The 21,226-nt window shown below is 68.7% G+C and carries 23 protein-coding genes; 9 read left to right on the forward strand and 14 right to left on the reverse strand.

Annotated features, from left to right (window positions below):
• Positions 1-2 precede the first annotated feature (2 nt).
• From tolR to IFS44_RS12225, 6 genes are all read right to left on the reverse strand, one after another.
• Positions 3-440 carry a protein TolR gene (gene tolR, locus IFS44_RS12200; RefSeq protein ID WP_037531582.1) on the reverse strand — a complete coding sequence of 146 codons (438 nt, stop codon included), beginning with the start codon at positions 438-440 and terminating at the stop codon, positions 3-5.
• Positions 441-475: 35 nt separating this feature from the next.
• Complete coding sequence (gene tolQ / locus IFS44_RS12205; protein WP_031440027.1) at positions 476-1,168, reverse strand: protein TolQ; 693 nt, start codon at positions 1,166-1,168, stop codon at positions 476-478.
• Entirely contained in the window at positions 1,165-1,626 is a 462-nt protein-coding gene (locus IFS44_RS12210) for a YbgC/FadM family acyl-CoA thioesterase (protein WP_031440026.1), read from the reverse strand. Before IFS44_RS12210 ends, tolQ begins: the two co-directional genes overlap by 4 nt.
• A gap of 93 nt (positions 1,627-1,719) precedes the next feature.
• On the reverse strand, positions 1,720-2,520 hold the full coding sequence (locus IFS44_RS12215; RefSeq protein WP_192098612.1) for a hypothetical protein: 801 nt from the start codon (positions 2,518-2,520) through the stop codon (positions 1,720-1,722).
• A 133-nt stretch (positions 2,521-2,653) separates the two neighbouring features.
• The gene (locus tag IFS44_RS12220) at positions 2,654-3,673 is read right to left on the reverse strand and encodes an NAD(P)H-dependent flavin oxidoreductase (RefSeq protein ID WP_031440024.1); all 1,020 of its coding nucleotides are present in this window, start codon (positions 3,671-3,673) and stop codon (positions 2,654-2,656) included.
• Positions 3,674-3,770: 97 nt separating this feature from the next.
• Complete coding sequence (locus IFS44_RS12225) at positions 3,771-5,024, reverse strand: aspartate kinase (protein ID WP_192098613.1); 1,254 nt, start codon at positions 5,022-5,024, stop codon at positions 3,771-3,773.
• Between the two features lie 52 nt (positions 5,025-5,076).
• On the opposite strand from IFS44_RS12225, the gene ubiG reads away from it, so the two are divergent.
• Positions 5,077-5,817 carry a bifunctional 2-polyprenyl-6-hydroxyphenol methylase/3-demethylubiquinol 3-O-methyltransferase UbiG gene (gene ubiG, locus IFS44_RS12230; protein ID WP_107930641.1) on the forward strand — a complete coding sequence of 247 codons (741 nt, stop codon included), beginning with the start codon at positions 5,077-5,079 and terminating at the stop codon, positions 5,815-5,817.
• A gap of 371 nt (positions 5,818-6,188) precedes the next feature.
• Positions 6,189-7,688 carry an ArnT family glycosyltransferase gene (locus tag IFS44_RS12235; protein WP_192098614.1) on the forward strand — a complete coding sequence of 500 codons (1,500 nt, stop codon included), beginning with the start codon at positions 6,189-6,191 and terminating at the stop codon, positions 7,686-7,688.
• On the opposite strand, the gene IFS44_RS12240 is transcribed toward IFS44_RS12235, so the two are convergent.
• From IFS44_RS12240 to IFS44_RS12250, 3 genes are read right to left on the reverse strand one after another with little or no spacing between them, the layout of a single operon-like run.
• The gene (locus IFS44_RS12240; protein WP_166746371.1) at positions 7,570-8,766 is read right to left on the reverse strand and encodes a glycosyltransferase; all 1,197 of its coding nucleotides are present in this window, start codon (positions 8,764-8,766) and stop codon (positions 7,570-7,572) included. The genes IFS44_RS12235 and IFS44_RS12240 overlap by 119 nt on opposite strands.
• Positions 8,767-8,784: 18 nt before the next feature.
• Positions 8,785-9,312: a DUF2141 domain-containing protein gene (locus IFS44_RS12245; RefSeq protein ID WP_446740855.1), complete on the reverse strand. Its 528-nt coding sequence runs from the start codon at positions 9,310-9,312 to the stop codon at positions 8,785-8,787.
• 20 nt (positions 9,313-9,332) lie between these two features.
• Positions 9,333-10,316, reverse strand: a complete 984-nt coding sequence (locus IFS44_RS12250; RefSeq protein WP_244650217.1) for a hypothetical protein — start codon at positions 10,314-10,316, stop codon at positions 9,333-9,335.
• 88 nt (positions 10,317-10,404) lie between these two features.
• Between IFS44_RS12250 and IFS44_RS12255 the strand changes: the two genes are divergently transcribed.
• A complete protein-coding gene (locus IFS44_RS12255; RefSeq protein WP_342366417.1) occupies positions 10,405-11,586 on the forward strand; it encodes a glycosyltransferase in 1,182 nt (393 codons plus the stop codon).
• Here IFS44_RS12255 and IFS44_RS12260 read toward each other — a convergent pair.
• The 5 genes from IFS44_RS12260 to pyrE form a co-directional block, all read right to left on the reverse strand.
• Entirely contained in the window at positions 11,531-12,598 is a 1,068-nt protein-coding gene (locus IFS44_RS12260) for an AI-2E family transporter (protein ID WP_192098615.1), read from the reverse strand. The two genes, IFS44_RS12255 and IFS44_RS12260, sit on opposite strands and share 56 nt — an antisense overlap.
• Before the next feature lies 1 nt (position 12,599).
• Complete coding sequence (gene lepB / locus IFS44_RS12265; RefSeq protein WP_192098616.1) at positions 12,600-13,595, reverse strand: signal peptidase I; 996 nt, start codon at positions 13,593-13,595, stop codon at positions 12,600-12,602.
• Positions 13,592-14,014 carry a holo-ACP synthase gene (gene acpS / locus IFS44_RS12270; RefSeq protein ID WP_031439336.1) on the reverse strand — a complete coding sequence of 141 codons (423 nt, stop codon included), beginning with the start codon at positions 14,012-14,014 and terminating at the stop codon, positions 13,592-13,594. The genes lepB and acpS overlap by 4 nt, the downstream gene beginning before the upstream one ends.
• Positions 14,015-14,185: 171 nt before the next feature.
• Positions 14,186-14,926 carry a pyridoxine 5'-phosphate synthase gene (locus IFS44_RS12275; RefSeq protein WP_107045503.1) on the reverse strand — a complete coding sequence of 247 codons (741 nt, stop codon included), beginning with the start codon at positions 14,924-14,926 and terminating at the stop codon, positions 14,186-14,188.
• Entirely contained in the window at positions 14,923-15,507 is a 585-nt protein-coding gene (gene pyrE, locus IFS44_RS12280; RefSeq protein WP_192098617.1) for an orotate phosphoribosyltransferase, read from the reverse strand. The genes IFS44_RS12275 and pyrE overlap by 4 nt, the downstream gene beginning before the upstream one ends.
• Positions 15,508-15,776: 269 nt before the next feature.
• Between pyrE and coxB the strand changes: the two genes are divergently transcribed.
• The 6 genes from coxB (at position 15,777) to IFS44_RS12310 (ending at position 21,213) form a co-directional block, all read left to right on the forward strand.
• Positions 15,777-16,964, forward strand: a complete 1,188-nt coding sequence (gene coxB, locus IFS44_RS12285; protein ID WP_244650261.1) for a cytochrome c oxidase subunit II — start codon at positions 15,777-15,779, stop codon at positions 16,962-16,964.
• Between the two features lies 1 nt (position 16,965).
• Complete coding sequence (gene ctaD, locus IFS44_RS12290) at positions 16,966-18,630, forward strand: cytochrome c oxidase subunit I (protein ID WP_031393246.1); 1,665 nt, start codon at positions 16,966-16,968, stop codon at positions 18,628-18,630.
• A gap of 271 nt (positions 18,631-18,901) precedes the next feature.
• Positions 18,902-19,543 carry a L,D-transpeptidase family protein gene (locus IFS44_RS12295; RefSeq protein ID WP_192098619.1) on the forward strand — a complete coding sequence of 214 codons (642 nt, stop codon included), beginning with the start codon at positions 18,902-18,904 and terminating at the stop codon, positions 19,541-19,543.
• 91 nt (positions 19,544-19,634) lie between these two features.
• Positions 19,635-20,534: a heme o synthase gene (locus tag IFS44_RS12300; protein WP_192098620.1), complete on the forward strand. Its 900-nt coding sequence runs from the start codon at positions 19,635-19,637 to the stop codon at positions 20,532-20,534.
• Positions 20,531-20,674: a hypothetical protein gene (locus tag IFS44_RS12305; protein ID WP_166746380.1), complete on the forward strand. Its 144-nt coding sequence runs from the start codon at positions 20,531-20,533 to the stop codon at positions 20,672-20,674. Before IFS44_RS12300 ends, IFS44_RS12305 begins: the two co-directional genes overlap by 4 nt.
• Positions 20,674-21,213, forward strand: coding sequence for a cytochrome c oxidase assembly protein (locus IFS44_RS12310; RefSeq protein WP_031441785.1), 540 nt, complete (start codon positions 20,674-20,676; stop codon positions 21,211-21,213). The genes IFS44_RS12305 and IFS44_RS12310 overlap by 1 nt, the downstream gene beginning before the upstream one ends.
• Positions 21,214-21,226: the final 13 nt, after the last annotated feature.

Here is a 21,226-nt window from a genome sequence, read left to right on the forward strand (position 1 = left end):
CATCAGTTGGGTGTGCCCTCGACCGTCACCAGCGCGACGCGGTTCAGCCCGGCGCGGTTCAACTCGCCCATCACGCGCATCACCCGGCCGTAGTCGAGCTTGCGGTCCGCGCGCAGCAGCACCTGCGGCTCGTTGCCGACCGCCCGGCTCGCCGCGATCGAGGCGAGCCGCACCGGCAGCGCGTCCTCCCCGATCTGGTCCTGGTCGATGAACACCGCGCCGGTCGCATCCATCGAGATCTCGACGGGTTTCTGCTCCTGGTCCAGTGCCTTGGCGCGTGCATCGGGCAGGTTCACCGGCACGCCCGCGGTCATCAGCGGTGCGGTCACCATGAAGATGATCAGCAGCACCAGCATCACGTCGACCATCGGCGTGACGTTGATGTCCGCCATCGGCGCGCGCCGCCCGCGACCGCGACCCGAAGGAAGGTTCATCGCCATCTACGCGCCTCCCGTGCACAGCACCGGCCGGCCGCTCATCGCGCGCCGTCCAGCTGCCGCGACAGCGTCGCGTGGAAGCCGTCGGCAAAGCGGTTGAGGCTCGCCTCGATCCGGTTGATGCCGTGGCTGAAGCGGTTGTACGCGATCACCGCCGGGATGGCCGCGAACAGGCCGATCGCGGTCGCGAACAGCGCCTCCGCGATCCCCGGCGCGACGACGGCGAGCGAGGTGTTCTGCGCCGCCGCGATGCTCGTGAAGCTGCGCATGATGCCCCAGACGGTGCCGAACAGCCCGACGAACGGCGCGACCGACCCGACCGTCGCCAGCACGTTCAGCCGGTCCGACAGCGTGTCGATCTCGTGCGCGACCGCCGCACCCATCGTCGTGGCGAGCCGCTCGCGCGTCCCGGCCTTGTCGATCGTGCCGCCCGCGGTCGACCGCCGCCACTCGGTCACCCCGGCCGCGAACACGCGCGCCGACGGCAGGTCGGTCTCGCTCTCGGCCTTGTAGAACACGTCGATGTCCTCGGCCTTCCAGAAGTCGCGCTCGAACCGCACCAGCCCCTTGCGCGTCTTGCCCAGCCGCCGCCAGAACGCGACGATCAGCGCCCAGGTCCAGACGCTGGCGAGCAGCAGCCCGATCATCACGCCCTTCACGACCAGATCGGCCTGTAGGAACAAGTGGATCGGCGACAATGTCGCGCTATCCATAGTCAGAACCGGATTCATGCTTCCCCCTGCCAGACAAGGCGTTCGTAGATGTCAGTCCATGCGCGCGGCTGGCGACGCGGCCGGCCGTTGGGGGCGATCAGCGCCGCCACCACGTCCGCCTCGGCCAAGACAAGCCCGCCGCACATGACTCGTTGATGAATGGCGACGCTGGCCGCGCGGACCTGCGTGATCCGTGAGACGATCACCAGCGCATCGTCGAGCCGCGCGGGCGCGGCATAGCGGATGGCGAGGCTTGCGATCGCATAGGAGCCCTCGCCCGCCTCGAACGCGGCGCGCTGGTCGATTCCGCCGACGCGCAGCATGTCCGACCGCGCGCGCTCCATGTAGCGCAGGTAATTGGCATGATAGACGACGCCCGACAGGTCGGTGTCCTCGAAGTACACGCGCAGCGCGAACCGGTGCTCGCGCCCCGCAAAGCGCCCTCCCGCCGGTTGATCCTGCTCTGCGTCAGCCATTCCGGGGGCTGTTAACCCAAGCATCGCCGCGAAGAAAGCATTCGCGTCGCCCGACCCGCGGTTTCACACCGGCGCAGGCGGATACGCCTCGTCTTATTGCAGGGCGCCCGGATCGACCTGCAGCTGTGGACGCGGCGCAACAGGAAGCGGCGGCTGCGTGACGGGCCGGAGCTGCGCCTGCAACCCCGGCGTGGCGGGCGCGGCGGACGGCAGCGGTGCCACGCCCGAACCGCCGACCGGCACCGCGCCGTTGCTCGCAAAGATCACACGCTGTGCCGGGAGCGGCTGCACCGCGGTGCCGCGCCAGGCGTCGAACGCACGGTAGAAGTCGGTGAAGGGCTGCTCCAGCATCGGCAGCCGCGTCGCGGCAAAGCTCGCCAGCATCGGCCCCGGCACGCTCGCGCCCTCGGCCAGCACGCGCCCCGCCGCTTCGCAGAACGCATCGCGCGACGGCGACTGCGAGAAGAAATTGTAGAGCCGCGTCATCGAATCGTCGTAGCGATCCTGCCAGTCGCCGCCGCCCGCGCGATATTCCGCCGAATAGGTCGCCTCGGCCTTGGCGAGCACCGGCTTCTGCGCGGCGAGCATCGCGTTGTACCCCGCGACGATCACCGCCTCGTCCGGTCCGCGGCACGCGAGCGCCGCGACGTTCAGCGCAGCGCGCAGGTGCCAGATCTTTGCGGATTCGGTCAGGTTGCGGTTCGGCGTCGGATAGGTACCGTCGGCGAGCACCGCGGGGATCTTCATCCCCGGGAATGCACCCTTGGGCAGCGGGGCCGCGACCGGCACCGGCGCGACCGGCGCCGGTGCGGGCGCCGCGACCTCGACCGGCTTCCGCGCGCACCCGGCGAGCAGGGCTGCGGTCACCGCAATCATCGCAAACTGACGCTTCATCGACTCAAGTCCTCGCTGTCCCCCGACCGAGACAGACCTGCCGCGATAAGGTTAACAGGGTATAAAACGCGTACGCGACTGCAACCCTAATGCGACGAACGGCACGATCGCAGCGTGTTAGGCCGGCGAAGGATCAGGCCGCGCGCGCCTCGAGCGCCGCCGCCGCCTGCGCCATCAGCTCGGCGATGATGTCCGCGACCGGCTCTTCCTTGGTGACCATGCCGACCGACTGGCCCGCCATCACCGACCCATGCTCGACATCGCCGTCGACCACCGCGCGGCGCAGCGCGCCCGCCCAGTAATGCTCGATCTGCAGCTGCGCCTCGCCCATCGCCACGCGCCCCTCGTCGAGATGCCCCGCGACCTCGCGCTGCTTGGCCGAGAACAGCTCGCCCGCCGCATTCTTCAGCGCGCGGACCGGGATTACCGGCAGCCGCGCGTCGAGCTGGACGCTGGCGATCGCATCGCGTGCCGACGCGCGGATGAACGCCTTCTTGAAATTGGCATGCGCGATCGATTCGGTCCCGCAGACGAACCGCGTGCCGAGCTGGACGCCCGCCGCCCCCATGTCGAGATAGCCCGCAATCGCCTCGCCGCGACCGATCCCACCCGCGACGAACACCGGCACCAGCTCGGCGATCTCGGGCAGCATCTCCTGCGCCAGCACGCTCGTCGACACCGGGCCGATATGCCCGCCGGCTTCCATGCCCTCGATCACCAGCGCATCGACGCCACTGCGGATCAGCTTCTTGGCCAGCGCCAGCGTCGGCGCGAAACAAATGACCTTGGCGCCGCCCGCCTTGATCGCCTCGAGGCTGCCCTTGGGCGGCAATCCGCCCGCAAGCACGACATGGCCGACCTTGTGGCGCGTGCACACCGCGATCAGCTCGACCAGGTCGGGATGCATCGTGATCAGGTTCACGCCGAACGGCTTGTCGGTCATCGCCTGCGTCGCGGCGATCTCGGCATCGAGCAGCGCGGGCGTCATCGCCCCGCACGCGATTACCCCGAACCCGCCCGCATTCGAGATCGCGGAGACGAGGTTGCGCTCGCTCACCCACGACATCGCCCCGCCAAGGATCGCGACCTCGGACCCGAGAAATGCGGCGCCGCGCGCCATGCGGCGCTGAAGCCGGTCGCTGCCGATGGTCATTACAAAACTCCCGTTCGTGTCGAGCGAAGTCGAGAAACCCCGCGCAGTATCCGTGACATATTTCCCGACAATGCTCGAAACGAACGGACGGTGTCCGTCAAGCCGCATCCTCGGCATCAAGCCCGTAAGCCGTATGCAGCACACGCACCGCCAGCTCGGTATAATCCTCTTCGATCAGCACGCTGACCTTGATCTCCGACGTCGCGATCGCCTGGATGTTGATGCCGCGTTCGCCGAGCGTCGTGAACATCGTCGAGGCGACGCCCGCATGGCTGCGCATCCCGACGCCGACCACCGACACCTTGGCGACGCGCGTGTCGTGGACCAGGCTCGCGAAACCGATCGCGTCCTTTGCCTTGTCGAGCACGTCGAGCGTCCGCGCCAGATCCGCCGAGGGCACGGTGAACGTCACGTCGGTCGACCCGGTCGAATGCGCGACGTTCTGGACGATCATGTCGACGTTGATCCCCGCATCGGCGAGCGGCGCGAAGATCGCCGCGACCGATCCCGGGCGATCGCTGACCTGGGTCAGCGTGATCTTCGCCTCGTTCTTGTCATGCGCGATGCCGGTGATGAGCTGGCGTTCCATATCGTCGATTTCCTCTTCGCCCACGATCAGCGTGCCGCGGTGTCCGTCACTGGTATCGCCATCCTCGAACGAGGACAGCACGCGCACGCGCACATTCTCTTTCATTGCCAGGCCCACCGACCGCGTCTGCAGCACCTTGGCGCCGACGCTGGCGAGTTCCAGCATCTCCTCATACGTCACCTTGCCGAGCTTGCGCGCACGCGGCACGATCCTTGGATCGGTCGTGTAGACGCCGTCGACATCGGTATAGATGTCGCAGCGATCGGCCTTCATCGCCGCCGCCATCGCGACCGCCGACGTGTCCGATCCGCCGCGCCCCAGCGTGGTGACGCGCTGGCCCTCCGCCACGCCCTGGAACCCCGGGATCACCGCGACGACACCGTCCACAAGACTCGCATCGAGCGCGACCGTGTCGATCTCGCCGATCCGTGCCGAGCCATGCGCGTCCGACGTGTTGATCGGCAGCTGCCACCCCAGCCACGACCGCGCCTTGCAGCCCGCGGCCTGAAGCGCGATCGCGAGCAGCCCGCTCGTGATCTGCTCCCCCGCCGAGACGACGACGTCATATTCCTTCGCATCGTACAGCGACGACGCCTCCCGGCAGAAGCCGACCAGCCGGTCGGTCTCGCCCGCCATTGCGGAGACGACGACCGCGACCTCGTTGCCCGCATCGACCTCGCGCTTCACGCGCGCCGCGACGTTGCGGATACGTTCGATCCCGGCCATCGACGTCCCGCCGAATTTCATCACGATACGGGCCATGGGCAGCGTAAATCCCTTTGGGTCGAAGCGGCGGCCCTGATAGGTAGCGCGCATGATACTGGCAAGTGACCGCAACGAAAGCGCAACAATCGATCCCCGGGAGGCCGCGCATTTCGGCACGATGGCGGCCGACTGGTGGAACCCGAAGGGCTCGTCAGCGCCGCTCCACCAGCTCAATCCGCCCCGCCTGCGCTACATTCGCGACCGGGTCGACACGCACTGGCACGGCGACGGCACGGGCTTCACCCCGCTCGCCGGCCGGACCGCGCTCGACGTCGGCTGCGGCGCGGGGCTGCTCTGCGAACCGCTCGCGCGGCTCGGCGCCAGCGTGACCGGGATCGACGCCGCGCCCGAAAATATCGCCGCGGCAGAAATACATGCGGCGCAGAGCGGGCTCGCGATCGACTATCGCGCGGGCGGCGTCGAGGGGCTCGACGGCCAGTTCGACCTCGTCACCAGCCTCGAGGTGATCGAGCATGTCAGCGACCCTGCAGGCTTTGTCCGCGGCCTCGCGCGCGTGCTGGCCGACAATGGCCTGCTGATCCTGTCGACCCCCAACCGCACGCCCTTGTCGCGGCTCGCGATGATCACGATCGCGGAAGGCACCGGCCGCATCCCGCGCGGCACGCACGACTGGAACAAGTTCCTCACCCCCGAGGAACTGACCGCGCTGCTCCGCGACGCCGGCCTCCACGTCGTCCACACGCAAGGCCTCGGCTTCTCGCCGGCGACCGGCTTCGCGCTCAGCGATTCGACCAGCCTCGACTATTTCCTGACCGCGGTAAAAGCCTGACCCTTGCCCCGCCCGGCACCACACCGGCGGGCACGGCCACCCCAGTCGGCAAAACCAACCCGGCAGGCACTCCCACCCCAGTGCACGCTACCACCGCGGCAGGCACTACCACCCCAGCGGGCGCTACCATCTCAGCGGGCGCTACCACCCCGGCGAAGGCCGGGGCCCAGTTGGGAAAGCCTGAGTAACGGAACGCGACCCTCAGCCATGACCGTCCCCCAACTGGGCCCCGGCCTCCGCCGGGGTGGAACCAAATCCCGCCGGGGTGGAACCGAAGACTGCCGGGGTGGGACCGAATAATGGAGCCCAGCCCTCCCCATCCCTGTTCACCCGCGAAGGCGGGTGCTCAGACTGGACACCCGCCTTCGCGGGTGAACATCCTTCTTCTAGTCGGTGTAGCCGCGCTCTACATCGCGCTCGCCCTCCTCCGCCCCGTCGACCACGACGAGAGCCAGTATGTCGCCGCGGCCGTCCTCACCGCGCACGGCCTGCTCCCCTATCGCGACTTCGCCTATCTCCAGACCCCGCTCCAGCCCTTCCTCCTCGCACCGATCGCCGTCCTGACCGGCGCCTGGACCTGGCCCGCGCTCCGCCTCACCAACGCGCTGCTCGGCCTCGCAACCGTCGCGTTCGTCCACGCCGCAGCGCGCCGCACCGGCGCCGGCCCCGTTACCGCGCGCCTCTGCGCCGCCTTGTTCGCGACCACCGACATCCTGCTGTTCAGCATCGGCACCGCGCGCAACGACGCGCTTCCTGCCACCTGCCTCGCCGCTGCGCTCTGGCTGATCGTCCGCGAAGACCGGACCCGCGCCGGCGCGCTGACAATCGGCCTTCTGCTCGCCGCCGCGGTCGCCGCGAAGATCTCCTACGCCTTCCCCGCCGCCGCCTATGGCCTCTACGCGCTGGTCCATCTCCGCCACCGCGTCTGGCTGGTCGCGCTCGGCGCGCTCCCAATCGTCGCGTTCGTCGGCTGGACCTTCGCGCTGTCGCCCGAAGGCTTCCTGTTCGGCACGCTGAACTTCCCCGCCCAGGCGCCCGCGGAATATTACGCGGCCCGGCCCTGGAAGCTGTCGCTTGCCGCCAAGGCGCTCGATACGCTGAAGTTCCTTGCGCTCGGCGCCGCGCTGCCCGCCCTCGCCCTCGTCGCGCGCGCCGCGATCCGTCGTCGTCGCGTCACCCTGCCCGACCTGCTCGTCCTCGCCGGGCTGGTCGCCGCGCTGCTGCCGGTGCCGACCTGGCGGCAATATCTGCTGCCGATGCTCCCCCCGCTGTTCGTCGCGCTCGCCACCGCCTGGACCGCGGAACCGCCGACCCGCGCAACCACCCGGATCATGACGGTCTTCGCGCTGCTCGGCCTCGCGCCGACGCTCACAGCGCTCGTCGAGCCCGGCCGCCTCCCGCTCGTCACCGCCATGCGCGAAGCCGCCACGCTGAGACGGACGCTCGACGCGCGCCGGATCACCGGCCCGATCGTCACGCTGTCGCCGCAGGTCCTGCCCGCCACCGGCCGCATGCCCGATCCCCGCTTCGCCGCCGGCCCCTTCTACTTCCGCAGCCGCACCCTGCTCAACCCTGCCGCCGAGGCCCGGCTCCACCTCGTCGCGCGCGATCGCCTGCACCTCGCCCCCGCCACCGTCATCCTCACCGGTGGCGAATCCGCCGCGACCGCGGGCGATCGCCGGCTCGACGCCGCGCTCGAAAAAGCGGCATCCGGAACGGTCGCCGTCCCCGGCACCCGCTTCCGGCTGTCGGTCACGCCGCCAGCCGCCCCCGTCGCGCCGCGATCAGCCCGGCATAATAGTCCACCAGTTCCACCGCATGCGCATGATCCGAGCGGACCTGCGCCGACGCCACGACCGCCGCGCGCCTGAGCATCCCGCGGTCGCGCGCGAACAGCCGCGCGATCGCCGCCGCCGCCGAGGTCGCATCGCGCGCCGTATAGAGCTCGCTGGCATGCCGGTCCGCAATCTCGGCGCACCCGCCCGTATCGGGCACGATCAGCGGCAGCCCCGACGCCATCGCCTCCGACGCGACCAGCCCGAACGGTTCGGCCTCCGACCCGTGGATCAGCGCGTCGCAGCTCGCCATGATCGCGGCCAGCCGCTCGCGGTCATAGACCGGCGCAAACATCCGGATATGCGGCGATCCGCCGATCCTCCGCGCGATCGCCTTGCTCTGGCTGCCCGTGCCGAACAGGATCAGGCCGATCGGCAGGTCGGTACCCGCGCGCGCGACCGCGTCGACGACCAGCGGCCAGCGCTTCTCGCCGTGATGCCGGCCCAGCCCGATCAGCAGCATCGCGTCCGCCGGCAACCCGCATTGCTGCAACAACCGCGCCCGCAGCGCCTCGTCGCGCAGCCGCGGCGAGAAATGACCGCGCTCGATCCCCAGCGGCATCGCCGCGTCGATCCGCACGCCGCGCGCGCGCAACCGTTTCTCCAGCGCGGGTCCGTTGGTGACGACCGTATCGAACCGCGTCAGGAACCGGTTCATGTACCGGCTGTACCAGCCGAACGCGCGCTCGATCCGGTCGTGACTGGCAAATCCTGCGAACCAGCGCTGCGCATAGGCGGCGATATTGTCGTTGTGCATGAAGAAGGATTTCAGCGCGCGCTGCTGCCCGTCGGGCCCCGTCCAGTCGCCGACGAACCAGGCCGGCCGCCACGGCGAACAGCATTCGACGACATCCGGATCGAGCTCGTCGAGCACCCGGTGAATCGCCGCACGGTCCCAGAACAGCCCGTAATTGCGGTCGAACGGCATTCCCGGCGACTTGAGGTAGATCACCCGCCCGCCACCCGGCCGCTCCTCGACGCGGTCCTCGCGGCCCGGCGCGACGACGATCAGCTCGTGCCCCAGGTCGGCGAGGATCCCCATCTTCCGATCGATATAGGTGCGCACGCCACCGCCGGTCGGCGAGTAGAATTCGTTGACGTCGACGATCCGCATCTCAGCCCGCCCGCCCCCTCACTTGCCGTCCAGCGGGCCGAACCCGCTGAGCCCGCGCAGATATTGCGCGCGGATCGTGACATGCGTGAGTCCGGGCCCGACCTCGACGATCGCCTGGTCGACCTTGGGTCGCGATCGGCCGAGCCGGTCGCCCTTCACAAAGCCCGCGCCGTCCGACCAGACACTGAACTTGGCCCGGCCGTCACGGTCGTGCGTGAACAGCAGCGCATAGCGGCCCGGGTGCGGCACGCGGATGCACAAGGCGGTCGGACCGGTCGCGGGGGCGGGCACGCTGATACGGCGAAACGTCTTGCCCGCCGCGATCAGCTCGCGGTCGCCGCGCAGGAAATCGGCCTCGTCGGGCGGATAGAGCTCGAGCATCAGATTGCCCTTGCGATCCTTCAGGCCGACGATCGTCGCTGCGATCGCCGGCCCCTCGTCACGCTCGCACGCCTGCGCGTCGCTGCCGAGCATCGGCTCCTGGATCGCCGTCCGACCGCCGGCCCATGCCGGGGCGGCGCCCGCGACCAGCCCCGCCAGCATCATCCCCGCCCCAAGCAATCGGTTCACGCACGCGTCCTCATCGCGATCGCATGCCCGCTGAATATGACAATCAGAATGACATGGACGAGCAGCGTCAGCGCCGCGGTGAACGCGACGAGCTCGGACAGCGCCTGGTCCTGGCCGATCAGCAGGATCGCGAAATTGGCGAATAGCAGATCCTTGTTCGGCACGAGCGGCAGCCGCGACACGAGCAGCCGCCCCGCCGCCAGGAACAGCCACATCGCGATCGACACGCCGGGCAGCGCAAAATGCCAGGCGAGCGCGATCAGCAGCGATCCGCACATCAGCCGGATGCAGTGGATCATGAACACCCACCACAAGGTCGCACGCGGCAGCGAAAAGACCCTCCGCGAGAAGATCAGGAACGGCAGCGAGATCGCAAAGGTGATCGCCGCCGACCCCAGCACCGTCTTGAACAGGTCGGGCGGCAACAGGTCGCGGCTCAGCGGCAGCGCGATCGCGACCATCGCCAGCGTGATCGCGTTGCCCGCGATCGCCGACAGGATCGTCACGTCCTTCACCGCACCGAACGGCGACGCCACCATCCGCGCCCGCGCCCGCGCCCAGGCATAGAAATAGGCGTCGCCCGAATAGCCGAACACCACCTCGTTCGCGATCCGCTTCTTGATCAGCGCGACCAGCCCCGCGACCGGGATCCCCCATAACCGGCGGAAGATCACATAATCCCCCGTCGGCGGCGACATGTAGAGCAACGCGAAACACAGGTAGAATCGCGGATCGGACGGCACCGACCGCGACAGTCCGGCCAGCCCGTGCGCGAACAGCTCGCGCGCGAGCCCCGCGATCATCGCCAGCGTCAGCACCGCGCCGATGATCGCCGGCCACCGGCTGCGGAAGGTCTTCAGCGGTTCGAGCCCGACGATATCGGCCCCCGCCTGCGCCACGCCCGCCTGCACCACCCCGGCCGCGGAACGACCCGGCGGGTTCCCGGCCGTCAGCGCGGAGCCCGTCATACGCGTACGCATCGAACGATCCTCGTCCTGTACCGCGCACCCGGCCTTTCCGGGCATGCCATCACGCCGCGCCAATAGCCGCCCCGCCGCCGGCTTGCACGTGAAGATCGAGTCATCCGTCCCCGAACCCGCGCGGTTCGCCGCCGCTTACCCTCTCGCCATCGCGCCCCGGCCGCGCCATCTGTGCGCGATGCCCGGCGCGCACCACATCCTCACCTATGCAGACGACCTGTCCGGCGGCGGCGTCGAGCGCGCGCAGCTACGGCTCGCGCGCGGCTGGCTCGCCGCAGGGCGCCGCGTCACGCTGGTGATCGGCGACCCGACCGGCCCGCTCGCCGCCGAGCTTCCCGACGGGCTCGAGGTCATCCCCGGCACCGCGCGCACATTGCCCGGCCTCGTCCGCCGCATGGCCCCCGACATCCTCTTCTGCCCCGGCAATCATTATACCGGCATCGCCGCCTGGATCCGGCTCAGGCTCGGCCGCGCCTGTCCGCCGATCGTCGGCAAGATGTCGAACGCGCCCGACCGCGGCGACCATGGCCGCCTGCTCCACGCCGCGCACCGCGTCTGGCTCGCGCGTCACGGCCAGTTCCTCGATCATCTCGTCGCGATGACGCCGGCCACTGCAGTACAGGCCGCCGCCGCGACGCGCATGCCGGGCCGGGTCAGCGTCATCCCCAACCCGCCGGCACTCGCGGCGCCTGGCGCGACGCTCCCCGTGCTGCCGTCGCGGTTCATCCTCGGCGTCGGCCGGCTCGAACCGCAGAAGCGCTGGGACCGGCTGCTCGCCGCAGTCGCCGCACTTGCCGATCGCGACATCGCGCTCGTCATCCTCGGCGAAGGCACGTGTCGCGACGCGCTCACGGCGCAGACGACCGCACTAGGCCTCGCCGCCCGCGTGCACCTGCCCGGCCATGTCGCCGATCCGCTCCCGGCAATGGCGCGCGCGCGCCTCGTCGCGCTGACCTCGGATTTCGAAGGCGTGCCGGGGGTCCTGCGCGAGGCACTGTCGGTCGGCACCCCCGTCGTCGCGACCGATTCGAGCCATGCGATCGCCGAGATCGTCGACACCCCCGCACGCGGCACGATCGTCGCGCGCGACGACGGCCCCGCACTCGTCGCCGCACTCGACGCCTGGCTCACACCCGGTACGCCGCGACCGGCACCCGTCTTGCAACCCGGCAGCGACTCGGCCGAACGCTACCTCGCGCTGTTCGACACGCTCGTCAGCCCGCGGCCTTCTCGTCCTCACGGTCCGACCGACGCTCGAGCGCGGTCTTGAGCATCGCGGTCATCGGATCGGCAAGCGCGAGGCCGAGGATCCCGAACAGCGCGCTCGCGAGGATCTGCGCGCCCAGCGTCAGCGCCGGCGGCAGGTCGACGGTGCGCTTGGCGACCATCGGCACGATCACATAGCCGTCGATCGTCTGCACCACGAAATAGGTACCGATCGCCCAATAGCCGGTGTCGACGCCCGCGCTGAAGCCAACCGCGACCATCAGCACGCCGGTGACGATCGCACCGATATTGGGAATGAAGGCGAGGATGCCCGCGATGATCCCGAGCAGCATCGCCATCGGCACGCCGCCGATCGCCAGCGCGATTCCCGTCGCGACGCCCTCGACCGCCATGCCGAGCAGGCGCCCGGCCAGCAGCCGCCGCATCGTCTCGCCCATCGTCACCATCGTCCGGGCGAATTCGTCGCGCAGATCGGTCGGCACCATCCACTGCACGCCGCGCGCATAGGTGCCCGGATCCATCGCGATGAACAGCCCGAGCACGAGGATCATGAACAGGCTGGTCAGCGCGCCGATCGCGGTGCCGACCCACGATGTCACGCGCCCGACCGAGCCCAGCGCCTGCTTGGCGATCCCGCTCACGTCCGACACGCCCGGCATCAGCCCCTGCGACGCCAGATAGCCCGTGAACCGGTTCGCCTGCAGCTCGAGCGTCGAGCGCAGCTGCGTCACCTGTTCGGTCACCTGCACCCCGGTCAGCACGAACGTGCCGATCATGAACACCAGCACCAGCACCACGACGATCAGCAGCCGCCATCCGCGGCTGATCGGCAGCACGCGCCCGAGCAACCGGACGCCGCCGTCGAGCAGCGATGCGAACACCACCGCGGCGAAGATCAGCAGCAACGGCTGCACCAGCACGATCGCCAGTGCGATCAGGCAGGCGAGCCCCAACCAGATCGTCGCGCGCCGCACTTCCGTGCGCAGCGCCGGGTCGCGCATCTCGACCGGGCTTGCCTCGTCGACGCGCTTGGTCGCGCCGCTATCGTCGGCCATCTCAGTTCGCCGATACGGGATGCAGCGACGTACCCGCGCGATCCGACCGGAGCGATCCCCACCAGGTCAGCGGGTTGTAGGTCGCATCGCCGTCGAGGCTGAAGGTGATGAACTCCGCGCGCCCGCCCAGATTCTCGTACGGCACCGGCCCGCCAAGGCCGAGCTGCGTCAGCGCGAAACGGCTGTCCGCGGACCGGTCGCGATTGTCGCCCATCAGGAAGACATGAGCCGCCGGGATCGTGATCGGCCCGTAATCGTCGCCCGGGCTCCAGCCCATCTCGATCGTGTCGAACCGCCGGCCATTGGGCAGCGTCTCGGTGATCGTCGGCAGGCGACAGATCATCGCGCCGTCGGCCCGCGTCTCGCGCGCGCCGGGATATTCGTCCTCGCTGCACGGGCTGTTGGTGTCGACCGGGATCAGCGTGTCGTGGACGGGACCGCGCTTCACCGGCACGCCGTTCAGGATCACCGTCCCGCCGCGCACTTCCAGCCGGTCGCCCGGCAGGCCGATCACGCGCTTGATATAATCGTTCTGCGTCCCCGGCGGCGTCACGATCACCACGTCGCCGCGCGTCGGCAGCGACCCGAACAGCCGCCCCTTGATGAAGGGGATCTGCACGCTCCAGCTGTCTTCCTGCTGGCGAAGCACGACGCTCTTGAAGATCGCGACCGGGTTCGGGATCGTCGGCGACACGAACGACCAGCCATAGGCGAACTTGGTGACGACCAGCCGGTCGCCGATCCGCAAGCCCGGCAGCATCGATTCGCTCGGGATGTAGAAGGGCTTGGCAATGAAGCTGTGGAAGCCGAGCACCACCAGCACCAGCCAGAATATACCCTTCACCTCGCCCCACCAGTCGGTCCCGCGGCGCGCGGGTGCCGTCGTCGTGGTGGGAGGGGAACCGTCGTTGCCCGGGGGCGGGACGGGTGTGGCGCCGACCCGCGATACTGCCGGATTTTCGAGCGACTCTTTGCCGTCCAACGCCGCTTCCTTCATCGATCTTTATCCGCGGATAACAGGGGTATCGCTTCGATTATCACAAAGGCCTGCGCCCAGGGATGATCGTCCGTCATGGTCAGGTGCACGCGTGCGGCGTGGCCTTCGGGGGTCAACGCGTCAAGCCTCGCCTTGGCCCCGCCGGTCAGGGCCAGCGTCGGCGCACCGCTCGCGGCGTTGACGACGCCGATGTCCTTCATGAACACGCCCGCGCGAAACCCGGTGCCGACCGCCTTCGAAAACGCCTCTTTCGCCGCGAACCGCTTGGCGAGCGTCCCCGCCTTGGTGAACGGCCGCCGCGCCGCCTTGGCCAGCTCCACCTCGGTAAACACCCGCTGCTCGAACCGCTCGCCGAACCGCTCGACCGACGCCTTGATCCGCTCGATATTGCACAGGTCCGACCCCAACCCGATGATCATCGCGACGCCTGGAGTCGGAAGACAGAAGAGTCTGTTCGCGCGGAGGCGCGGAGGCGCGGAGAATTTGATGGCCGCAAGTGCGGCAGGATGGAAAAGCACGCGGGACGATGCCCGACACCCCTCTTCTGCTCCGCGCCTCCGCGCCTCCGCGCGAACAAACCCTTCTTAAAACTACCGCGCCGCATCCATCGCCTCGCGCATCCGCCGCACCGCCTCGCCAAGCCCGACGAACAGCGCCTCGCCCACCAGGAAATGCCCGATGTTCAGCTCGCGCACCTGCCGGATCGCCGCAATCGGCGCGACATTGTCATAGGTAAGCCCGTGCCCCGCATGCACCTCGATGCCGTTCTTCGCCGCCAGCGCCGCCGCATCCTCGAGCCGCCGTAGCTCGACGCTGCGCGCATCGCCCGACAGCTCGGCATAGCGCCCCGTGTGCAGCTCGACGACCGGCACCTTCAGCCGCACCGCCGCCTCGATCTGCCGCGCGTCGGGCTCGATGAACAGCGACACGCGGATCCCCGCCCCCGCCAGCGCGTCGACCAGCCGCGCCATCCGGTCATAATGCCCCGCGACGTCGAGCCCGCCTTCGGTGGTCAGCTCCTCGCGCTTTTCGGGCACGATGCACGCCGCATGCGGCCGGTGGCGCAGTGCGATGCCGAGCATCTCGTCGGTCGCCGCCATCTCCAGGTTGAGCGGGATCGCAAGCTCGGTCGACAGCCGCGCGATATCGTCGTCGGTGATGTGCCGGCGATCCTCGCGCAGATGCGCGGTGATCCCGTCCGCCCCCGCCGCCGCCGCGACCAGCGCCGCGCGGACCGGATCGGGATAGCCCGCCCCGCGCGCGTTGCGCACCGTCGCGACGTGATCGATGTTGACGCCCAGGCGCAGATGCGCGGTGCCGGGGGGGCTCATGCGACCGCCCTGCTGCCGGGCTTGATCGCCGGGATCGCCGCGAGTTCGGGGGGCAGCGCATCCGCTGCATAGGTCGGCACGTCGAGCCGGATCAGCGGGAAGAACGGCACGCCCAGATCCGCCGTGCCGTTCGACCGGTCGACCAGCGCCGCCGCCGCGACCGTCTCGCCGCCCGCGCGCCCGATCGCCGCGATCGCCTCCTTCGACGACAGCCCGGTGGTCACCACGTCCTCCATCATCAGCACGCGCTGCCCCGGCGCCAGCCGGAACCCGCGGCGCAGCTCGAACACGCCGTCGGGCCGCTCGAGGAACATCGCCTCGACGCCCAGCGCGCGTGCCATCTCATGACCGCAGATCACCCCGCCCATCGCCGGCGACACCACTGCGCTGATCGACGCGCGCAGGTTCTCCGGGATCCGCGCGACCAGCGCATCCGCCAGCCGCGCGCCACGCCTCGGGTCCATCAGCACGCGCGCGCATTGCAGATAGCGCGAGCTGCGCAGGCCCGAGGACAGGATGAAATGCCCCTCGAGCAGCGCCTCGGCAGCGCGGAATTCGGCGAGCACGTCGTCTTCGGTCATCGCGGGTCATCGCTCCAATGAAATCTGTCGCGCTGTACGATCGCGGCAAAGTCCACGCAATGACAACCGCCACCGCCCCCGCGCCGGCCGCCCTACGCCCCGAAAAATTTGCCGGCCCGTGCAACAAATTCAACAAAGCCCGCACCGGGGTTGAGGCTCGCCCCGCCGCCGCCTATAGCCGAATGTCAAAATGATAAGCAGACATCCGCGCGTCCGTGATACGGGTTCGCACCAAACCGGGGTCAAGAAAAACGATGCGCATACTGGGGATGAGAGGATTGGCGATCGCAGCGGGGCTCGCACTGGCGAGTCTTGGCGGCGTCGCCGGGCAGGCTGCACCGGCTTCGCAGGCCGCCGCGACCGCGCCTGACACCGGCGCCGCGGGCGCTGCACCACAGGCCGCGGCCGGCCCGGCCGGCGTGTCGAACACCGCACCCACCAGCGCTGCCGCCCCGGCGACCGCGAATCCCTCCAGCCCGGCGCTGGCCGAGGATGGCGGTTATGCGATGGCCCCGACCCCCGGCGTGGGCCAGCCCACCCCCGGCACCGTCGGCCTCCAGCCACAGGTCACCAAGAACGGCGTCTTCGCGCACTGGATGCACAATGCGATCCTGATGCCGACGATCACCGCGGTCTCGCTGCTGGTGCTCGCTTTGCTGTTCTGGGTGGTGTTCCGCTATCGCCGCGCCGCCAACCCGGTGCCGTCGAAGACCAGCCACAACACCGTGATCGAGATCATCTGGACGCTCGCCCCGGTGATCATCCTCGTGCTGATCGCGGTCCCGTCGATCGGCCTGCTCTCCGCCCAGTTCAAGCCGGCGCCCGCGGGCGCGGTGACGATCAAGGCGATCGGCAACCAGTGGTACTGGACCTACCAGTATCCCGATAACGGCGGCTTCGAAGTCACCGCGAACATGCTGAAGGAGGCCAAGGACGTCGGCGCGGGCGAACGTGCGCGCACTGATGCCGACGGCCCGCGCCTGCTCGCGACCGACAACCGCATCGTCCTGCCGGTCGGCGTGCCGATCCGCCTCATCACCACCGCGAACGACGTGATCCACAGCTGGGCGGTCCCCGCCTTCTGGATCAAGCTCGACGCGATCCCCGGCCGCCTGAACGAGACGAGCTTCACGATCGACAAGCCCGGCCTCTATTTCGGCCAGTGCTCCGAGCTCTGCGGTGCGCGTCACGCGTTCATGCCGATCGCGGTCCAGGCCGTCTCGCCAGCACAGTTCGCGGCGTGGGTCCGGGCCAAGGGCGGCTCGATGCCGACCCCGGGCCAGGCCTCCGACAGGGTCATTCCGCAGCCCGGCGCCGACGGCTCCGCGGCCAAGGTCGAGGAGGCGGCGGAAACCGCCAACGCCACCGGCCCGGTCGAAAACGTGACCACCGCAGCGCCCGCGACGACGCAGGGTGCCACCTCCAACCCGGCCGGCGCCGGCAACGCGGGACTCTAAGATGACCGACACCGCTCTCAACCCGTCGGCGTTCGTCGCCCATGATGCGCATGCGCATCATCACGATGCCGATCACAAGCCCGGTTTCTTCGCGCGTTGGTTCATGTCGACCAACCACAAGGACATCGGCACGCTCTACCTGATCTTCGCGATCGTCGCGGGGATCATCGGCGGCTCGGTCTCGGGCCTCATGCGCGCCGAGCTCGCCGAACCCGGCATCCAGTATCTGCAGGGCTGGGCCGGCATGCTCCATGGCGGCAGCGCCAGCCTCGACGAATCGCTTCACCTCTGGAACGTGCTGATCACCGCGCACGGTCTGATCATGGTGTTCTTCATGGTCATGCCGGCGATGGTCGGCGGGTTCGGCAACTGGTTCGTGCCGATCATGATCGGCGCGCCCGACATGGCGTTCCCGCGCATGAACAACGTGTCGTTCTGGCTGCTGATCCCCGCCTTCACGCTGCTGCTCGCCTCGCCCTTCTTCGGTGGCGCCGGCAATGGCTGGACGCTCTACGCCCCGCTCTCGACCTACGGCGAGCCCGGGCCGTCGACCGACATGGCTATCCTCGCGCTCCATCTCGCGGGTGCGTCGTCGATCCTCGGCGCGATCAACTTCATCACCACCATCTTCAACATGCGTGCGCCGGGCATGACGCTGCACAAGATGCCGCTGTTCGTCTGGTCGATGCTCGTCACCGCGTTCCTGCTGCTGCTCGCGCTCCCGGTCCTCGCGGCCGCGATCACGATGCTGCTGACCGATCGCAACTTCGGCACGACCTTCTTCGACCCGGCCGGCGGCGGCGATCCCGTCCTCTACCAGCATCTGTTCTGGTTCTTCGGCCATCCCGAAGTCTACATCATGATCCTGCCGGGCTTCGGCATCGTCAGCCAGATCATCTCGACCTTCAGCCGCAAGCCCGTCTTCGGCTATCTCGGCATGGCCTATGCCATGGTCGCGATCGGCGTGGTCGGCTTCGTCGTCTGGGCGCACCACATGTTCACCACCGGCCTGTCGGTGAACACCAAGATGTACTTCACCGCCGCGACGATGGTCATCGCGGTCCCCACCGGCATCAAGATCTTCTCGTGGATCGCGACGATGTGGGGCGGCTCGATGAGCTTCAAGACGCCGATGGTCTGGTCGATCGGCTTCATCTTCATGTTCACCGTCGGCGGCGTGACTGGCGTCGTGCTCGCCAACGGCGGCATCGACGACTACATGCAGGACACCTATTACGTGGTGGCACATTTCCACTACGTGCTCAGCCTCGGCGCGGTGTTCTCGCTGTTCGCGGGCTTCTATTACTGGTTCCCGAAAATGTCGGGCAAGATGTACAACGAGTTCCTCGGCCAGCTCCACTTCTGGGTGTTCTTCATCGGCGTGAACGTCATGTTCTTCCCGATGCACTTCCTCGGCCTCCAGGGCATGCCGCGCCGTTACCCGGACTATCCCGACGCCTACGCGCACTGGAACTATGTCGCGACGGTCGGCTACATGATCATGGCCGCGGGCATGGCGATCTTCTTCGTCAACCTGATCTGGTCGCTGATCGCGGGCAAGAAGGCGGCGGACAATCCCTGGGGCGAAGGCGCCACGACGCTCGAATGGACAATCTCCTCGCCCCCGCCCTATCACCAGTTCGAGACCCTGCCGAAGATCGACTGAGGGCGGACAAGGGCCATCAGGCCCCCGCCCGGCCGGCGCGGCAACGCCGCGTCCGACGACACGGGACTTTCTCCCGTGTCGGGGCCAGCCAGAAAACGCCTCGGGGCAACCCGGGGCGTTTTTCATATTCGCCGTCCCCCCAATCCGTCATCCTGACGAACGTCAGGACCCAGAGCCCGGCAGCACAGCGCTCGCTCGAAAATCGTCCCACCCCGGCACGCCCCGAAATCCCCCGCTAGCCAAACCCCGCGCGGGTCCCCAAACACGGCGCATGCCGACGCTCCAGCACCTCGCCGTCTCGATTCTCGGCCTGACCCTCGCCGGCGGCACCGCGATTGCACTCACCGGCGCCCGCCCCGTGACCGCCACCCAGGACCCCGCCGCACCCCGCACCGCGCCGAAGGCCCGCCCCGCGGCACCCGCCCCGAAACCCGGCGCCCCGGATCCCGCCGCCTACACCGTCAAGCGCATCCTCCAGATCCCCGGCCCCATGCGGCAGGGCGACCATTACTGGGACGAGACCGGCGCGCCCCAGGGCCCCGTCATCGTCACCGTCGACCTCGCCGCGCAGACCGTCTCGGTCTTCCGCGCAGGTTACGAGATCGGCACCGCGGTCATCATCTACGGTGCGGACGACAAGCCGACCCCCTTGGGCGTCTTCCCGATCACGCAGAAGGACGCGGACCACGTCTCCAACATCTACAATGCGCCGATGCCGTACATGCTGCGGCTGACCAATGACGGCATCTCGATCCATGGCAGCGATGTCGGCGACGGCTATGCTACGCATGGCTGTATCGGCGTGCCCAGGGCGTTCGCGAAGCGGATCTTCGATGCGGTAAAGCTCGGCGACCGGGTGATCGTCACCGATGGCGAGCGACTCGACCTCGGCCAGCCGATCACCGCCGCCTGATCGGCGTTCGCCACCATACCGGGGTTTCGATTTCCCCAGCAGAACCATCGCTTTCCCCGAACGGCAGGGTCGCGTATAGGCCTGCTCAACCATGACCACTGCGACGCCCCTGCTTCCCCCCGCCGAATGGCGCGACTTTCTGGCGCTGACCAAACCCCGGGTGATGACGCTCGTCGTGTTCACCGGGCTGTGCGGCATGCTCGCCGCGCCCGTCGGCATCCATCCCGTGATCGGCTTCACCGCGATCCTGTGCATCGCGCTCGGCGCGGGCGCCGCGGGGGCGCTCAACCAATGGTATGAATCCGATATCGACGCGGTGATGCGCCGCACGCAGAAGCGCCCGCTTCCCGCCGGCCGGATGGACCGTCAGGCCGCGCTGCATTTCGGCGTCGGCCTCGCCAGCTTCTCGGTCCTGCTGATGGGGCTCGCGGTCAACCTCGCCGCGGCCGCGATCCTGACCGTCTCGATCCTGTTCTACGTCCTCGTCTACACCGTCTGGCTCAAGCGTCGCACGCCGCAGAACATCGTCATCGGTGGTGCGGCAGGCGCCTTCCCGCCGCTGATCGGCTGGGCGGCCGCGACCGGCGACGTGGCGCTGCTCCCGCTGCTGCTCTTCGGGCTCGTCTTCCTGTGGACGCCGCCGCATTTCTGGGCGCTCGCGCTGTTCGTGAAGACCGATTACGCCAATGCGGGCGTGCCGATGCTCCCCGTCGTCGCGGGCGAGCGCGTCACCCGGACCCAGATCGGCCTCTACACCATCCCGATGGCGCTCGCCGCGGTGCTCCCCTGGCCGCTCGGCCTGGTCGGGAATTTCTACGGCGTCGTCGCGACCGTCCTGACCGGGATCTTCGCCTGGCTCGTGGTCGTCGTCGCGACGCGCACGACCGGTGTCGACGACGCGATGAAGCCCGAGCGGCGCTTGTTCAAATATTCGATCCTGTATCTCTTTGCGATGTTCGGCGCGCTCGTCGTCGATAGGTGGCTGGCATGAACGACGACAAGACCCGCGAAGACCTGATCCGCCGCCGCCAGATGGGCCGGGCCAAGGTGATGGCGCTGCTGCTCGGCGCGTTCGTCATCCTCGTCTTCGCGATCTCGATCGCCAAGATCCAGGCGGGGATGCCGCACTGATGCGGGTGGAGCGCACCACGCGAACCGCCCTGCTCGCGGTGCTCGGCATCTGCTTCATGACCGGGCTCGCCTTTGCCAGCGTGCCGCTCTACCGCCTCTTCTGTCAGGTCACCGGCCTCAACGGCACGACGCAGCGCGGGCTCGTCGCCCCGGGGGGGACCGATCGCCAGATCCGCGTCGATTTCGACGCCAATGTGAACCCGAAGCTGCCGTGGAAGTTCGCGCCCGAAAATCCGTCGGACACGATCGCGGTCGGCGCGCGCGACATGGCGTTCTTCACCGCGACCAACACCTCGGACCGGCCGATCACCGGCACCGCGACGTTCAACGTAACGCCCGCGCAGGCCGGCAAATATTTCACCAAGATCCAGTGCTTCTGCTTCACCGAGCAGACGCTCAAGCCCGGCGAGACCGCGCGGATGCCGGTGATCTTCTTCGTCGATCCGAAGATCCTGAAGGATCCCGACGCGGCGGATATCCAGACGATCACGCTCAGCTACACGTTTTACCCGGTGGATTCCGCGAAAAACGCAAGCTAGGACAGTCGTAAAG

The sequence above is a fragment of the Sphingomonas sp. CFBP 13706 genome (assembly GCF_014842355.1).
Lineage (GTDB): Bacteria > Pseudomonadota > Alphaproteobacteria > Sphingomonadales > Sphingomonadaceae > Sphingomonas > Sphingomonas aerolata.

What these genes read in the sequence shown, in the direction of transcription:
- IFS44_RS12295 (WP_192098619.1), top strand. Translation starts at nt 18,902, where the DNA reads ATGCCGACGCTCCAGCACCTCGCCGTCTCGATTCTCGGCCTGACCCTC.
- tolR (WP_037531582.1), bottom strand. Translation starts at nt 440, where the DNA reads ATGGCGATGAACCTTCCTTCGGGTCGCGGTCGCGGGCGGCGCGCGCCG.
- IFS44_RS12275 (WP_107045503.1), bottom strand. Translation starts at nt 14,926, where the DNA reads ATGAGCCCCCCCGGCACCGCGCATCTGCGCCTGGGCGTCAACATCGAT.
- ctaD (WP_031393246.1), top strand. Translation starts at nt 16,966, where the DNA reads ATGACCGACACCGCTCTCAACCCGTCGGCGTTCGTCGCCCATGATGCG.
- ubiG (WP_107930641.1), top strand. Translation starts at nt 5,077, where the DNA reads ATGATACTGGCAAGTGACCGCAACGAAAGCGCAACAATCGATCCCCGG.
- IFS44_RS12260 (WP_192098615.1), bottom strand. Translation starts at nt 12,598, where the DNA reads ATGGCCGACGATAGCGGCGCGACCAAGCGCGTCGACGAGGCAAGCCCG.
- IFS44_RS12220 (WP_031440024.1), bottom strand. Translation starts at nt 3,673, where the DNA reads ATGACCATCGGCAGCGACCGGCTTCAGCGCCGCATGGCGCGCGGCGCC.
- IFS44_RS12305 (WP_166746380.1), top strand. Translation starts at nt 20,531, where the DNA reads ATGAACGACGACAAGACCCGCGAAGACCTGATCCGCCGCCGCCAGATG.
- pyrE (WP_192098617.1), bottom strand. Translation starts at nt 15,507, where the DNA reads ATGACCGAAGACGACGTGCTCGCCGAATTCCGCGCTGCCGAGGCGCTG.
- IFS44_RS12210 (WP_031440026.1), bottom strand. Translation starts at nt 1,626, where the DNA reads ATGGCTGACGCAGAGCAGGATCAACCGGCGGGAGGGCGCTTTGCGGGG.
- IFS44_RS12225 (WP_192098613.1), bottom strand. Translation starts at nt 5,024, where the DNA reads ATGGCCCGTATCGTGATGAAATTCGGCGGGACGTCGATGGCCGGGATC.
- coxB (WP_244650261.1), top strand. Translation starts at nt 15,777, where the DNA reads ATGAGAGGATTGGCGATCGCAGCGGGGCTCGCACTGGCGAGTCTTGGC.
- lepB (WP_192098616.1), bottom strand. Translation starts at nt 13,595, where the DNA reads ATGAAGGAAGCGGCGTTGGACGGCAAAGAGTCGCTCGAAAATCCGGCA.
- IFS44_RS12215 (WP_192098612.1), bottom strand. Translation starts at nt 2,520, where the DNA reads ATGAAGCGTCAGTTTGCGATGATTGCGGTGACCGCAGCCCTGCTCGCC.
- tolQ (WP_031440027.1), bottom strand. Translation starts at nt 1,168, where the DNA reads ATGAATCCGGTTCTGACTATGGATAGCGCGACATTGTCGCCGATCCAC.
- IFS44_RS12300 (WP_192098620.1), top strand. Translation starts at nt 19,635, where the DNA reads ATGACCACTGCGACGCCCCTGCTTCCCCCCGCCGAATGGCGCGACTTT.
- IFS44_RS12245 (WP_446740855.1), bottom strand. Translation starts at nt 9,312, where the DNA reads ATGATGCTGGCGGGGCTGGTCGCGGGCGCCGCCCCGGCATGGGCCGGC.
- IFS44_RS12240 (WP_166746371.1), bottom strand. Translation starts at nt 8,766, where the DNA reads ATGCGGATCGTCGACGTCAACGAATTCTACTCGCCGACCGGCGGTGGC.
- IFS44_RS12310 (WP_031441785.1), top strand. Translation starts at nt 20,674, where the DNA reads ATGCGGGTGGAGCGCACCACGCGAACCGCCCTGCTCGCGGTGCTCGGC.
- IFS44_RS12250 (WP_244650217.1), bottom strand. Translation starts at nt 10,316, where the DNA reads ATGCGTACGCGTATGACGGGCTCCGCGCTGACGGCCGGGAACCCGCCG.
- acpS (WP_031439336.1), bottom strand. Translation starts at nt 14,014, where the DNA reads ATGATCATCGGGTTGGGGTCGGACCTGTGCAATATCGAGCGGATCAAG.